Source organism: Sporofaciens sp. JLR.KK001 (assembly GCF_036941055.1).
Lineage (GTDB): Bacteria > Bacillota > Clostridia > Lachnospirales > Lachnospiraceae > Sporofaciens.
In genome coordinates, this window is the sequence record NZ_JAYMNO010000001.1 from 4,495,739 (window position 1) to 4,508,754 (window position 13,016).

General features: G+C 44.9%; 17 protein-coding genes. 3 read left to right on the forward strand and 14 right to left on the reverse strand.

The window, feature by feature from the left end; all coding sequences use genetic code 11:
• Positions 1–313: 313 nt before the first annotated feature.
• The 12 genes from VSQ62_RS22840 to VSQ62_RS22895 form a co-directional block, all read right to left on the reverse strand.
• The gene (locus VSQ62_RS22840) at positions 314–760 is read right to left on the reverse strand and encodes a DUF6194 family protein (RefSeq protein WP_334637039.1); all 447 of its coding nucleotides are present in this window, start codon (positions 758–760) and stop codon (positions 314–316) included.
• Positions 747–1,313 (reverse strand): GNAT family N-acetyltransferase, encoded by a 567-nt coding sequence (locus VSQ62_RS22845; RefSeq protein WP_334637040.1) that lies wholly within the window; start codon positions 1,311–1,313, stop codon positions 747–749. The genes VSQ62_RS22840 and VSQ62_RS22845 overlap by 14 nt, the downstream gene beginning before the upstream one ends.
• Positions 1,310–2,071, reverse strand: a complete 762-nt coding sequence (locus tag VSQ62_RS22850) for an MBL fold metallo-hydrolase (RefSeq protein ID WP_334637041.1) — start codon at positions 2,069–2,071, stop codon at positions 1,310–1,312. Before VSQ62_RS22850 ends, VSQ62_RS22845 begins: the two co-directional genes overlap by 4 nt.
• Positions 2,072–2,091: 20 nt before the next feature.
• Complete coding sequence (locus VSQ62_RS22855; RefSeq protein ID WP_334637043.1) at positions 2,092–2,574, reverse strand: GNAT family N-acetyltransferase; 483 nt, start codon at positions 2,572–2,574, stop codon at positions 2,092–2,094.
• On the reverse strand, positions 2,564–3,043 hold the full coding sequence (locus VSQ62_RS22860) for a GNAT family N-acetyltransferase (protein WP_334637044.1): 480 nt from the start codon (positions 3,041–3,043) through the stop codon (positions 2,564–2,566). The genes VSQ62_RS22855 and VSQ62_RS22860 overlap by 11 nt, the downstream gene beginning before the upstream one ends.
• A gap of 28 nt (positions 3,044–3,071) precedes the next feature.
• Positions 3,072–3,455 carry a pyridoxamine 5'-phosphate oxidase family protein gene (locus tag VSQ62_RS22865; RefSeq protein WP_334637046.1) on the reverse strand — a complete coding sequence of 128 codons (384 nt, stop codon included), beginning with the start codon at positions 3,453–3,455 and terminating at the stop codon, positions 3,072–3,074.
• 190 nt (positions 3,456–3,645) lie between these two features.
• Positions 3,646–4,368 carry a LytR/AlgR family response regulator transcription factor gene (locus tag VSQ62_RS22870; protein WP_334637047.1) on the reverse strand — a complete coding sequence of 241 codons (723 nt, stop codon included), beginning with the start codon at positions 4,366–4,368 and terminating at the stop codon, positions 3,646–3,648.
• 161 nt (positions 4,369–4,529) lie between these two features.
• Positions 4,530–5,918, reverse strand: a complete 1,389-nt coding sequence (locus tag VSQ62_RS22875) for a DUF4340 domain-containing protein (protein ID WP_334637048.1) — start codon at positions 5,916–5,918, stop codon at positions 4,530–4,532.
• Positions 5,905–7,323 (reverse strand): GldG family protein, encoded by a 1,419-nt coding sequence (locus tag VSQ62_RS22880; RefSeq protein ID WP_334637050.1) that lies wholly within the window; start codon positions 7,321–7,323, stop codon positions 5,905–5,907. Before VSQ62_RS22880 ends, VSQ62_RS22875 begins: the two co-directional genes overlap by 14 nt.
• Positions 7,323–8,186, reverse strand: coding sequence for an ABC transporter permease (locus VSQ62_RS22885; protein ID WP_334637051.1), 864 nt, complete (start codon positions 8,184–8,186; stop codon positions 7,323–7,325). The genes VSQ62_RS22880 and VSQ62_RS22885 overlap by 1 nt, the downstream gene beginning before the upstream one ends.
• Positions 8,183–9,139, reverse strand: coding sequence for an ABC transporter ATP-binding protein (locus VSQ62_RS22890; RefSeq protein WP_334637052.1), 957 nt, complete (start codon positions 9,137–9,139; stop codon positions 8,183–8,185). Before VSQ62_RS22890 ends, VSQ62_RS22885 begins: the two co-directional genes overlap by 4 nt.
• Before the next feature lie 31 nt (positions 9,140–9,170).
• Positions 9,171–9,656, reverse strand: a complete 486-nt coding sequence (locus VSQ62_RS22895) for a response regulator transcription factor (protein WP_334637053.1) — start codon at positions 9,654–9,656, stop codon at positions 9,171–9,173.
• A 209-nt stretch (positions 9,657–9,865) separates the two neighbouring features.
• Here VSQ62_RS22895 and VSQ62_RS22900 point away from each other — a divergent pair, with 209 nt between their 5' ends.
• Positions 9,866–10,549: a response regulator transcription factor gene (locus VSQ62_RS22900; RefSeq protein WP_334637054.1), complete on the forward strand. Its 684-nt coding sequence runs from the start codon at positions 9,866–9,868 to the stop codon at positions 10,547–10,549.
• Positions 10,546–11,586 (forward strand): HAMP domain-containing sensor histidine kinase, encoded by a 1,041-nt coding sequence (locus VSQ62_RS22905; RefSeq protein ID WP_334637055.1) that lies wholly within the window; start codon positions 10,546–10,548, stop codon positions 11,584–11,586. The genes VSQ62_RS22900 and VSQ62_RS22905 overlap by 4 nt, the downstream gene beginning before the upstream one ends.
• 70 nt (positions 11,587–11,656) lie before the next feature.
• Here VSQ62_RS22905 and VSQ62_RS22910 read toward each other — a convergent pair whose 3' ends face one another.
• Complete coding sequence (locus VSQ62_RS22910; protein WP_334637057.1) at positions 11,657–12,175, reverse strand: prolyl-tRNA synthetase associated domain-containing protein; 519 nt, start codon at positions 12,173–12,175, stop codon at positions 11,657–11,659.
• Positions 12,176–12,187: 12 nt separating this feature from the next.
• On the opposite strand from VSQ62_RS22910, the gene VSQ62_RS22915 reads away from it, so the two are divergent.
• Positions 12,188–12,409, forward strand: a complete 222-nt coding sequence (locus tag VSQ62_RS22915; RefSeq protein WP_334637753.1) for a LysR family transcriptional regulator substrate-binding protein — start codon at positions 12,188–12,190, stop codon at positions 12,407–12,409.
• Positions 12,410–12,561: 152 nt separating this feature from the next.
• Here VSQ62_RS22915 and VSQ62_RS22920 read toward each other — a convergent pair whose 3' ends face one another.
• The gene (locus VSQ62_RS22920) at positions 12,562–12,984 is read right to left on the reverse strand and encodes an MFS transporter (protein ID WP_334637059.1); all 423 of its coding nucleotides are present in this window, start codon (positions 12,982–12,984) and stop codon (positions 12,562–12,564) included.
• Between the last annotated feature and the right edge of the window lie 32 nt (positions 12,985–13,016).

The following is a 13,016-nucleotide window of genomic DNA, read 5'->3' on the forward strand; positions in this document are numbered from 1 at the left end:
AATTCGTCTTGTTGTTATGTCTTTCTATTGCCATAAATCCATACATTGCACCACAAAATCGGGAGTACTCCCCATTTTACAGCATTCCATCTGCATTTGGGAATAGAAATCCCCCCTCTTTTTCTTAAGTTGATAGAAAATCTGGTCGAAAACAACAGATCACATTATTATTAGAAGTTAAGTAAATGACATTGAAAATGAATTGTAACACACAAAACGCAAAAATTGCATCCATAACTGAAAAAACTTTGATTATCGGAATCGATGTGGGAAGTGAAACCCCAGCTCCTCCCTTTTTGTTTCCCCACACATTTCATTTTCTTTTGGCAAATTTCTCTTTTGCGTATTCATAGGATTCCCGGATGTATGGCTTTAAATCTTCAAAAGTCTCTTCCGATGGGTTCAGCACACACATCCACCCCATCCACGCATAGACCGGATGTGGCAAAAAACAGTCAGCCGCAGAAAAATCATAATCCATTTCCACAACCCCGCCTGCCCCCGGACGTTTTGGCACAGCCCCGAACAGCTTCACAAACGTATCCTTACGGACACCCAGGTTCACCCGGTAAACCCCCGGCCTGTTAAGCCTTGAGCCTTTATCATTATCCCCGTCCTTCTCCTTGACCGTCAATATGTACACGCCCCTTTTCAGCACACGTCCGGGATTATAAAAAATCCCCTTTTCTCCCCAACTCTCCACAAGGACGCTGCCCTCCAGATTCTCCAGGCAATACTTCAATATCTCATCCGACTTCATATCCCACCCCTATACTTTCCAGATTCTTTTTATAAATCTCCAATTCATAAGTTTTCCCACTGCGCTGGTCTGTCCTCCGCTCCGAATACTGATAAGTCAATCCACAGGATAAGGCCAGTGCCCTCGAAGCAAGATTCCCTGCCCGTGTAGAATAATAAAATTCCTGCCCGTCTAAAGAAATACAGTATTCCATCAATAAACGCAATATCTGTTTCCCATATCCCCTTCCCACATACTCTGGCCCCAGGGCAATACCAGTCTCATGAAAAATATGAGGCTCTGTTTCCTCCACTCCGGCAAAACCAATGGCCTGCCCGCTGCCCCTCTCATAGACCAGCCACGCATCATGGGTTTCCTGCCACGCGATCGTCCTCTGTATCCTCTCCCTGGCCCCATCCTCATCAGCCGTCACTTTCCATACCATATATTCTGCTGTTTCCGGCCTTGACCACACATTCCGGTATATCGATCTCCAATCCTCATATTTTGCCTTTCCTAGAATAATATCTTCTGTCTCCATCCTGCCTTCATCCCTCATAAACACCCCCATCATAGCCAGACCGCCCAGTCTCCGTAATCAAAAGTTCCGCTCCCATGACGCAGTTTCCCGCTCTCCTTCAATCCCTGGAAAGCATCCCTCATACGACCGATGATCTCCGGCTGGATATCCAGGGAATGGTGCGCCGGAAACACCCTTTCCACAGGAAGAAGCGCCATCTTTTCCAGTGAGGAAAGATAAGCTCCCGGATCTGTAGATGGATAATACGCAAACAAGGTATCCTTGTAGATCAGATCCCCTGTAAAAAGATATCCTCGCTCCGGTTCCCAAAAGCACATATGCCCCGGTGAATGTCCCGGCGTATGAAACACCTTTATCATCCTCCCGCCAATGTCGATCTCTTCCCCGCCGTGCAGAATCATGGACGGCCTCCCCTGGAACATCTCATAGCAGCCCACATCATAACCTTCCGGCAGTTCACAACGATCAACTACCATGCCCCTGACCGTTTCCATAGGCAAAGGAAATCCGCCCGACAGCCACCCCAGTTCCTCCTCATGGGCATAGAAATCTGGAAAATATTTATGCCCTCCGATATGATCCCAATGGATATGCGTGGCAACAGCCGTAACTGGCTGGTCTGTCAGCTTCACCACCTCGTCATAAATATTACAGATCCCAAGCCCCGTATCGATCAGCAGGCTCCGCCCGGAACCATTCAGCAGATAACAATGTGTTTCCTCCCAATGCCGGTATTCGCTGATGATATAAGTATCCTCGTCTATCCTGTCAACCGTAAACCATTTATCCATCTGTTCCCTCCTGAAAATCTTTATCCCTTTCCATCTGCCGCCTTTTCCATTGTATGGTAACAGAGATAATCCCCGCCCCCTGTCTCAATTTTCTCATAGGTTTTTATCCAGTATCCCCGTTTCAAATACATATTTTCCGCCGGAAAAGACGCATCAATATGTACTGCCTGATATTTTCTGAAAACCATATCTTCCAGGAAATCCATCAGCCTGTTTCCATAACCCTTTGCCTGGTGTTCCGGTAAGATAAACAGCCTGCAGATCTCATTCCCCCGGATGCTCCCGGTTCCCACAATTTCCCCCTGCACCTCCGCAAAATAAATATCTTCCCTGGCAAGTGCTTCCCTTATCCTCCGTTCGTTATGCAGGTCCAGAAAAAACTGTACTGCCCCAGAAGGATAATAATGGGGATAGACGGCCCTTATTGTCTTCTCCACAATCTCCGCCACCTTCACCGGACATTCCGCCCGCTTTAGCCGCATACCAAAATCTTTATCCTGCATCTGCCTGCCTCCAGCTTTTCAAATCCTTTGCCATACACAATGATTCCGGCATATCCTCATACGGGCCATAATTCGGAATCACCTGAAAACCCAGCTTTTTATATACGGCACAGGATTCAGCCAATAACTCCCCGGTTTCCAGAACCATTTTCTTATATCCCAGTTCTACGGCCCATTCCATCAACAGGGAAACAAGCCTACTGCCTATGCCCTGTCCCTGATATTCCGTATGTACAAACACCCGCTTCAATTCTATCGTTTCATCATCATATCTTCTGATAGCCCCACCGCCAATTACCCGGTTCCCTTCATACACAACGATTGCTTCCTTAATTTCATCCAACTGGTTATATTTTTTGTATTTGTCTCTTTCTATCTTTTTCCCGACACGTCTGTCCAGCTCCATATCAAGAAGCCTGCAGTTTTCTATAAAATCTTTATTTTTGCCATCTGTTCTTTGAAATTTCATATATAAAATCCCTCCGGAAATTGAAAGCCTAAAACTCGTACCTTGTCCCATGTGAAATCAGCAGCCCATCTGTCAATTCCACACATAAAATAACCGTGTTCTCATCCCCAAAATCAGTATGCCCGTTATCAATCCATTCAGAGAACACTTCTTTCAATCTCTTTGCAATCCTATGGTTTTCTTCCTTTCCAAAATAACCTAAATTTATCCCCCTGCCATGTGCGGTAAACCACTCACCAGCTATTGCAATCACAGGATTGTTTTCTAAATGTTTTATTTTATTTGAAAGCGCATAGGTAATAACATAAAACGCTCCATTCTCATAACAGGCATTTACATACCGTACATAAGGAACTCCCTTTTCCGCTGTCGCCAGCGCGATTACCATATCTTTTCCAAATCGCTCTGTCATTATTTTTTCAGCTTCTTCACACATTTTCTGACACAAGAAGAGATGGCTGCTATAGCAGCGCTTGACTGCAATAACCGCCTTGTCAAAGGCCACGTGTTCTTATGGGAAGGCGCCAAAGACTGGCAATAGACTGCGCTGAGGCTTTTACACATGCACTTCAGGAAAGCATGCCTGTATCCATCCCCGCGTATTATTTTAATCCTCTCATCATGCGGGAAGAGATCAGGCATTCATCTCCATTGACCATATGAATGACCCGGTTCTGAAAATCAATCTCCTTGATATTATCTTTGTTCACCAAAAACGAGCGATGACAGCGGTAAAAACGCCCGTCCACCTGTCTTTCGATCTCTTTGATCTTCCCTAAAAATTCCATCTGACGGTTTCTGCAATGAAGTATAATCTTGTGTACATTCGGAGACGTCTCAAAAAAGAGAATATCGTCATAATCTACCGTAAATACCTTCTCATTTATTTTCACAGAAAAATTCGCATGCACTTTATTATTAGCGGACGCGAATCGTTGATTCGCCTCAAGAATACACTCGTATATTCTTTTCTCAAGATCCTCCGGTACATCCTTCAAGATGAAGTCCAACGCCTCTAATTTGTATATGAACGTCATGTAACTCATCTCCGAGTGGGTTGTAACAAAAACAATAAATCCTCTTGGATCATATTTCCTGATTTCCTGCGCCAGGGTCAATCCTGTCATATCCGCACCCAGGGCAATATCCAGAAAATATATTCCAACATCTTCTGTTTCCTTCACTTTTTCGAGGATCACATGCGGATCTTCAGAAACACACCAAAGTTCCATATCAAGTTCTTCCATAAGAACTATATTTTCGATAACCTGCTGTATTTTATTTCTTTGCACTTCTATATCTTCACAAATATATATCTTTAACATACTGCGCTCCTTACGGCTGCCGCCTTACCTAAGCAAACCAAAGACTTCCGGCTGTACCGGGGACATTTCCTGTCTGATATCATTATCACGAAAGGATCAGTATTTGTCAACAAAAAATGCCCCTCTCATTTCCAACAACGCCGATCGTTATACCTATAATATTAATTCAGCACAATCGCGTTGACAGCTTCGATAAGATCGACGGCATAGCTTCTGTTCACCAGCGACAGCGGATTCCCGTCAACGACCGCAAGACAGTTATTCCCATCATACCGGTACAGTTCGATCCGAACTTCCGGCTGATTCTCATTATCGATCTGCAGGGTCAGACTGATCTCCTCCTTCCCTGCCGGCTCCTTCTCTGTAAATTCAGCCGCGGATAAAGAATTAAGGGCGTCCCGCAGTTCATCCGTGTTGATTTCTTTCTCCTGATAATACCAGACGTTCTCCTTCCCCTCTTCTTTTACTGTCAGCTCGTACTCTTTGTCTTCCAGGGTTATCTCCGCCTTAATGATATCATCGAAATCCGCCCATATCACCTCCTGGTGACGCAGATCGCTGCAGGATGCTTCCATCAGGTCTTCATAATCCAATCCACTGATCTTATATATGATCTTCGATTCACCGATCCGGGCATATGCAGTTATCTCTTCTTCCTGGTCTGTATCTTCCTCTTTCTCTTTTGGGCCGCGGGAAATATGAAGCGTGGCCGTCCCTTCTTGCTCTTCCCCGCCCTCATCATCCGACACGCGGTATTTAAAGGACACATCCAGATCCGGTTTATCCAGTCCGTAAGCTTTAAGTTCATCATCCGTTACATTATAGGACACATAATCGGTCAGATTCAGTTCGCTGATAACCTCCATATATCTGTCAACATTTTCCGTATCAAGCGGAATTTCTTCTCCGTCTTCCTCCGCAAAAAATACGTCTTCCTCACTATAAGTAATCTTATTGTCTTCTTTATATACGGCTTTATAATTCTCGCTGCCAGCAAACTCTATCTCTGTAACAGAATCAAACTTTGGTATCTCATCATGCTGTATCATCTCGCTAAGCTCAATATCAAATGCATTCAGCGGATCCTCCTGTACCAGGTACACATTGCCGTCTCCCACAGATACATACCGTTCCTCATCCATTTCGCTGTAATTGCCCAGAGATATCTCATAGTTCTCCTCTCCCGCAGCGATCTTGATCTTGCACAGAGGATCATCAAGACCATACTGGCTTAAGTTTTCGGCATCTTCAATGATAAACGAGACGCCGAGAGACTCAAAATTCTCCAACAGCCCGCCGATCTTCTCCTCATTTACCGGAAAATTCTCGTCATCATCATACAGCCATGTCTCATCCTTATGGAAAGCAAATGTTCCCGATCCGCATTCCCACGAAACAGAGGTTACGTCTTCGCTCTTAAGTTCCATGATGATCTCATCGCTGTTTCTGATCTTCTCCTTGCGTTCTTCGTATTTACTGACTCCCAGTGTCAGCACACAGCAAATCATCAATACTCCAAGAAGCACGTATAATCTTTTAGTCCTGTTCATTCTGCCGCCTCCTTCTGCTTATCATTATACAAATCCCTGTTCCGAGAAATGCCAGAGGGAATCCTCCGATCATGAGCACTTTGAGCAATGAGGCTGTCGATTCGCTGATGGTAAGATAATTATAACTTAACGATTTGCTGCGGACCGATACCGCCTCCCGTTCTCCCATAAGAGATGACAGGGCATTCATTCCCAGATCCAGATTAGCCCCCGATGAATAGGAATTGTAGGTATCGTCAAACAGATTCGAGGATGCAAACCATACGATCTGTCCTTCATTTCCGCAGTCTACAGATACAGCCAACGCAAAGGGGCCATCAATATCTCCCTCTTCCTTTTCATAGGTAGAAATGTCATAACCCGCCTTCTTGCTGTATGACGTCTCCGACGCCGTCAGAAGCTCTGTCACCGCGCCGGAAGTATCCGACACCTTTAACCCCTGTGCGATCGGCATGACGGCGTAATAATTCTCATCGATCAACGGCCTGGTAATCTCGCTTTCACAAATATCAGGAAGCAGAATATACGGCGCCTGGAATGCATAGTGCTCACGGTCGGACTCTACCACGACCCCATCCGCCGCTTCCACGTTATAGTCCTCCAGAAGACTGCCAAGATTCTCAAGCTGTCCTTCTTTTGACGGCCCCGCCAGAACCATAAGCTTACCGCCGCCCTTCACATACTCCGATAATATATCTTTTTCTTCCGCGGAAATATCACTGGCAGGCCCATAGATCAGAACACAGTCCGCCTCTTCCGGTACGGAGTCTTCATTCAGAAGTGAAAATGCAGCCGTTTCTATATTCTCCCTTTCTATCTGCTCGCTGAACACCAAAGACAGCTCCGCTTCTCCATGACCTTCCAGTATATAGAGCTTCGGCAGTTCTTCGCTCACCGCATAGTCGATGGCCGAGGTGATCGCACCTTCTCCGTCAAAGGATGTATCATAAGAATATGAAGACATATTTTCCTCTGTCAGATAAATGTCACTGTAACTGATATAACGGCTGCGTTCGCCGCATTCCACGATCAGGCTGTTGTTCGGCACTTCCTCGGAAGTATACTGGTCTGCAAAGGTCGGATACACATCCGGATTCTTTTTCACGATCTTAATATGCTCTGACAGGCTTTCATATTTTTCCAGAAGATTCTCAATCACATCATCTTCCTTGTCAGCCTGAACGATCCAGTAGATCGTCACATCCTTTTTGAGTGCATTTACGACGGCCTTCGTATTGCTTGTAATTGAATAGAGCTTCGCAGAGCTGATGTCATACTGCGTCATTGCAGCCGGAAGTATGGATGCAAATATATTCACGACCACAAGGATAGCCAATACGATTCCTGTCATTGCCAGAGAATACGAACCGCCCTTAAGCGCAATCTGATTATATTTTTGCTTCATTAGTTGTACCTCCTTTTTTCAAGGGACTGTACGGAAAGGAATAAAAAGAATATGATCACAGTTATGTAATAGATGATCGCCGTCAGGTCAAATACACCGTTTACAAATGTATAGAACCTCTCGAACAGAGATAATTTTGTCATGATATCCGGCACCAGCCCTTCAAACCTGGAACTGTCCGCGAAATATATGATCACAACGGCAAGCATGATCAAAATACTGATCCCATACGCAAGATTCTGGTTCTTCGTCAGATGACGGATGACAAATCCAAGCAAGACCGCGGTCACAATAAGCGCGGCTGCAGAACCGGATGCAGTCGCCGATACATATTCCGCCAGCGTAACACTGTAATAGTTAAGCAGGATAACAGGGACGGCAATTCCGGCAGCAAATCCCTGATTCTCCGTCAGAGAAGAAATAAACGTCCCCGCAGCGATCATTGCCGCTCCCATCATAAAAAACGCAAACAGCGAACCATAGGACGTGGGCAGATACACCTCGCCGAACTGCGCAAATATAAGCGGATAGACGGCGACTATGCACAACGGAACCAGATAGACGGTAAGAAGCGCGAAGTATTTCCCCATCACGATCTGCGACGTCCGTATGGGGAGCGAGTATAGAAGCTGGTCCGTTTTCTGTTTCCGCTCTTCCGCGATCACACGCATCGTTAATATGGGTATGATAACCGCGAAGCCAAGGCATACATAGCCTAATACATACTCAAAATTGGCTACCGCCGACTGTATATTATAGATCAATGCCCCGATTCCCACGAATGCCAACAGAAACGCCGAGAAAATATACGCTGTCAGCGAATGGAAATACCCGGACAGTTCATGCTTAAGTACTGCGATCATTCTTCAGTCACCCCGCTTTCCCCTTCAGTCAATTCAATAAATACGTCTTCTAAATTTGCCTTTCTGGAAGATATCTCTAAAATAGCCTTTTTCCTGTCCGCAAAAGCAAAAAAGAGCTCTCTGCAGATATCTTTTACATTCTCAGACTCCGTCCTTGCAAATACCTTAGTTCCTCCGTCTTCCTGTACCTGAATCTCCCATTCCGCTATATGGCTGATACCGCCGAGCACTTTGCCGATCTCTTCCTCCGAAGCTTCCGCCATAAAGGAAATACCGTTCGATGCCAGCAGAAGCTTCTCCAAATTCTCCGGCCTGTCAAAGGCAACCAGCTTCCCCTGCGAGATAATCAGGACCTTCTTGCAGATCGCCTGAACCTCCGATAAGATATGGGAGCTTAATATCACCGTATGATTTTCTCCAAGCTGCCTGATCAGGTCACGGATCTCTATGATCTGAATCGGATCAAGCCCAACTGTAGGCTCATCAAGTATAATCACCTCAGGGTTCCCAAGCAACGCCTGCGCGATCCCCACTCTCTGCCGGTATCCTTTTGACAAGGCAGAAATCAGTCTGTCCTTCACATGCCCGATCTTAGCCTGCCTCAATACCTCTTCAATCTGTCTTTGAAGCTCCCGGCCCTTAAGACCTTTCGCCTCGCCTACAAATCTCAGATATTCCGCAGGCGTTTCATTCATATAGAGCGGCGGCTGTTCCGGCAGATATCCGATCGCTCTTTTCGCCTGCTCCGGCTCCTCAAAGATATCATGCCCGTTGATCCGTACACAGCCTTCCGTCGCCGACAGGCAGCCCGTCATAATATTCATCGTGGTAGATTTCCCGGCTCCGTTAGGCCCCAGAAATCCGTATACATGCCCCTCGTCAATTTCAAAAGACAGATCGCTCACCGCCGTAAAATCGCCGTAGCACTTCGTCAGATGCTCAACTGTTATCATAGCAACCCTCCTGCATAAATAATTTCGGTTTTCAGTCAAGACGTATATTTCCAAAGGAAAGTATGCGGTCCGTATAATTGTCATTTCTGCGGACAAGGGCCCGCACCCTTTCAATGAATTCTCTCGTAGAAAAAGGCTTCGGCAGGCACTCGTCCGCTCCTGCCCCCAAGCCCGCCACCCGTTCTTCAATCTCAGCCTTCGCGGTAAGCATCATGACCGGAATGCCTGATCTCTCTGATCGGATCGTCTCCAATACCTTTATGCCGTTAACCCCCAGCATCATAGTATCCAGTAAATATTTCAGTCCCTCGGCAAGCTGTACTTCATCCTCTGCAATTAAAATACGCATAGCAAATTCTCCTTTCCCATTCTTCTCCAGATCCGCCTGCGTCTGCATATCATGGAGCTGCATTGCCAGACGGATCTGCATATTAAGGGAACATTGCTGATCTTTCAGCATTGTAAATTTTGTCTTCCTGATATCCAGCGAAGGACTTGCAATTTGATCATTTCCCATCTATAATTCTCCTTTCAATCTCCAATTAAATACCTTTTTCCGGTCTTCATTTTAAAAACACATGTTAAACTATATCTAAACTCCCCGCTTCAAAATGTGAAAAATATGTGAAATAACCTGATTTTTTAATTCCAGTTTAACTTTCTATGCTACAATTTCTCTACTGGACAATCGGTGATGTCCCGAATAGAAAATGAAGGAGAATTTCTATGCTGCAGATCTTAATCGTAGATGATGATAAGAATATACGCCGTTATCTGGGGGCTGTTTTATCAGATGCCGGATATTCCATTTCCAGTGCGGACTGCGCCCAACAAGCGTTGGATATTATGGAGAATACTAGGATTGACCTGATTGTACTGGATATCATGATGCCGGATATGGACGGCTGCGCTTTTACAGAACTTCTGCGGGACTGTAACAATGATATCCCTATCCTGATGCTCTCTGCAAAGCAGCTTCCAGAAGATATAAAGAAGGGATTCCTGTCAGGAACCGACGACTATATGACCAAGCCTGTAGACGAAGACGTTATGCTTCTACGAATCAGAGCTTTGCTCAGAAGGGCTAAGATTATCTCCGACCGCAGACTTACGGTCGGTTCAACCATTTTAGATTATGATACGCTGACGGTTAAAAACAAAGAGATCTGTCAACTGCTTCCCCAGAAAGAATTTCAGCTCTTATACAAGCTTCTGTCCTATCCGAATAAAATATTTACCCGAATACAGCTTATGGAGGATATCTGGGGCCCTGCCTCCGATTCCACGGACGCTACGGTCAGCGTCCACATTAACCGTCTTAGAAAACGCTTTGAAGCCTGTACTGATTTCTCGATCGTCACGATCAGGGGGCTTGGATATAAAGCGCAGGTAGAGGAGGAATTGGTATGAAAAAACGTGCGGGCGTCCGTATCAAGATCACTTTATTAACGACAGGTTTCGTTTTTATCTTACTGGTTCTGACCATGTTTGCCAGCAACGCTATTATAATCTTTGCCATAAAACATGGATGGATCACGGCCAGACCAGAGCAGTCCATAATACCTTTCCTGTTCCAGAGCGGAATCATCAGCATTATTATCGGCACAGCCATTTCCCTTTTTATGAGCCGCCTTCCCCTGCGCCCTCTTCATACGCTGATTCAGGCAATACATGAAGTTTCTGTTGGGAATTATGACGTGAAGATCCATCTGGAGCATCCGAGGGAATTCCAGGAGCTTTCAGAATGTTTTAACCAGATGACGGCTGAGCTGGCCGGAACAGAGATGTTCCGCTCTGATTTTATTAATAATTTTTCCCATGAATTTAAGACGCCGATCGTCTCTATCCTTGGCTTCGCAAGGCTGCTTCGAAGCCAGGTGCCGGACGGTTGCCAGAGCCGGGAATATCTGGACATTATCATAGAGGAATCCCGGCGGCTCTCCGATCTGTCCGCAACTGTGTTAAATCTCTCAAAGGTGGAAAGCCTTACCCTTCTGACCGACAAGACCGTCTATTCCTTAAGCGAACAGATCCGGGAATCCATCCTGCTTCTGGAGAGTAAATGGTCGAAAAAACAGATTAATTTTGACATTGATATGGAAGAAGTCATGATCACGGCTAACGAACCGCTCCTGAAACAAGTCTGGATGAATCTGCTGGACAACGCAGTCAAGTTCTCCCCTGCCGAGGGACGCATCACTATAACTCTGCGTTTAAATATCGGAAACGCAGTTTTCACTGTAAAGGATCAGGGGGAAGGCATAGATGATAAGACGATAAAATTTATCTTTGATAAATTCTATCAAGGCGACACATCACACAATATAGAAGGCAACGGACTTGGCCTGCCCCTTGTAAAGAAAATATTAGAATTACACAGAGGAGAAGTCTCTGTACAGAGCCAGGCCAAAAAAGGATGTATTTTTATTGTCAGACTTCCGGTATGAAGCCAGATCTCTAAATTCTGCATGGCTTTTTCACAATATACCTTTTGCACCCTATTTATAAATAATATCATTATATATCAACAATTACCGGCTTATGTTTTGCAAACGACAGAAATCTCTCAATGATATCCTCAGTCCTAATTTTCATGTAACAGGTTGTTGTTCCATCACTGCATCCATAGAATTCTTCATCTGCCGCCTCTTTATCTATAATTACCTGCACATCCCTATCCTGATCCAGCAATGTTCCAAATACCGTTGCCGCACCAATCTTATTCCCCAGCATCTCCTCCATCATTTCTGCAGGAGCAAATGATACTCTGGAAATCCCCAGTGCACTGCTGAAATACTTAGTGTCAAAGACCTTTCTCCCTGCAGTAATAAATAGATAGAAAATCGTTTTCTTACGGTTGCATAAAAATAAAGTTTTTACCATCTTCATATTTAGTTTCTGGTCAATCAATACGCAGTCATCCATAGTAACTGCTTCATCTGTCTCTACCCGCTCATAGGGAATCTTAAGCTGCGCCAGGGCTTTATAGAAAAGGATAAGAATATTGTTGTCTCCGACATTTTCAGAAATAATCATCTGGAACCAGATATAAGATTTACAACATGGGATGATTATGCCATTATGTCCATGGTTGAAGCGGGGCTTGGTATCAGTATTCTTCCAAATCTTGTTCTCCAAAGGATTCCTTACCATATCGAGATTAAAAGACTGGAAATACCAACATATCGGAAAATTGGTCTTGCCATGTTGGACAAAAAGAGAATTTCTGCAGCCACAAAAGAATTTTTAAAATATCTGGACAGGTTATGAACGACTTACATAGATAATCACAACAACCGTAAATAGGCAGGAAAAAGCTATCCTCTGCCACAATAGGGGATAGCTTGTGTAACTTGTAAACTATTTTGCATTTCCACCTGTTTTTCACTGTGCCCCCAAATATAGGCTACCGAAATGTAGGCTTAAGCGCGTGCTGTATTCGCTACAGTGAGTTTATTCACTAACTCTTTTTCCATGCGGGAAAGGATGAAGGACACAAAAAGCACTGCCAATGCAACTACGGCAGGGAAAAGGACGCTCTCTGCATAAAAGAGCTTCAATACAGCCGGAGTTGGTTCCTGCCCTCCAGTATAATGAAACAAAGCAAGCAGTCCGGAAGCGACAACAGAACTGACTGCCTGACCGAACTTCCGGCCAAAAGTATAGAGGGAAATAACAACGCTTGGATTATTATCGCCTTGAAGCTGACCATATGTTGCTGCGTCCAATTTACATTGATGGAGCATGTTAACAATTTTTTGACAGCCGCAAGGTGTTGCCTCATTCCGTTTATACCGATAAACATCTCGTTTACGCCATAAAATAGATGCAGTATATATTGACATTATACTCTTACTGAGGGCATCAGATCGACAAA

Bases quoted from the DNA above. Each gene is read 5' to 3' on its own strand.
- VSQ62_RS22840 (WP_334637039.1), bottom strand. From the start codon at position 760: ATGAAGTCGGATGAGATATTGAAGTATTGCCTGGAGAATCTGGAGGGC.
- VSQ62_RS22845 (WP_334637040.1), bottom strand. From the start codon at position 1,313: ATGATGGGGGTGTTTATGAGGGATGAAGGCAGGATGGAGACAGAAGAT.
- VSQ62_RS22850 (WP_334637041.1), bottom strand. From the start codon at position 2,071: ATGGATAAATGGTTTACGGTTGACAGGATAGACGAGGATACTTATATC.
- VSQ62_RS22855 (WP_334637043.1), bottom strand. From the start codon at position 2,574: ATGCAGGATAAAGATTTTGGTATGCGGCTAAAGCGGGCGGAATGTCCG.
- VSQ62_RS22860 (WP_334637044.1), bottom strand. From the start codon at position 3,043: ATGAAATTTCAAAGAACAGATGGCAAAAATAAAGATTTTATAGAAAAC.
- VSQ62_RS22865 (WP_334637046.1), bottom strand. From the start codon at position 3,455: ATGACAGAGCGATTTGGAAAAGATATGGTAATCGCGCTGGCGACAGCG.
- VSQ62_RS22870 (WP_334637047.1), bottom strand. From the start codon at position 4,368: ATGTTAAAGATATATATTTGTGAAGATATAGAAGTGCAAAGAAATAAA.
- VSQ62_RS22875 (WP_334637048.1), bottom strand. From the start codon at position 5,918: ATGAACAGGACTAAAAGATTATACGTGCTTCTTGGAGTATTGATGATT.
- VSQ62_RS22880 (WP_334637050.1), bottom strand. From the start codon at position 7,323: ATGAAGCAAAAATATAATCAGATTGCGCTTAAGGGCGGTTCGTATTCT.
- VSQ62_RS22885 (WP_334637051.1), bottom strand. From the start codon at position 8,186: ATGATCGCAGTACTTAAGCATGAACTGTCCGGGTATTTCCATTCGCTG.
- VSQ62_RS22890 (WP_334637052.1), bottom strand. From the start codon at position 9,139: ATGATAACAGTTGAGCATCTGACGAAGTGCTACGGCGATTTTACGGCG.
- VSQ62_RS22895 (WP_334637053.1), bottom strand. From the start codon at position 9,656: ATGGGAAATGATCAAATTGCAAGTCCTTCGCTGGATATCAGGAAGACA.
- VSQ62_RS22900 (WP_334637054.1), top strand. From the start codon at position 9,866: ATGCTGCAGATCTTAATCGTAGATGATGATAAGAATATACGCCGTTAT.
- VSQ62_RS22905 (WP_334637055.1), top strand. From the start codon at position 10,546: ATGAAAAAACGTGCGGGCGTCCGTATCAAGATCACTTTATTAACGACA.
- VSQ62_RS22910 (WP_334637057.1), bottom strand. From the start codon at position 12,175: ATGATTATTTCTGAAAATGTCGGAGACAACAATATTCTTATCCTTTTC.
- VSQ62_RS22920 (WP_334637059.1), bottom strand. From the start codon at position 12,984: ATGTCAATATATACTGCATCTATTTTATGGCGTAAACGAGATGTTTAT.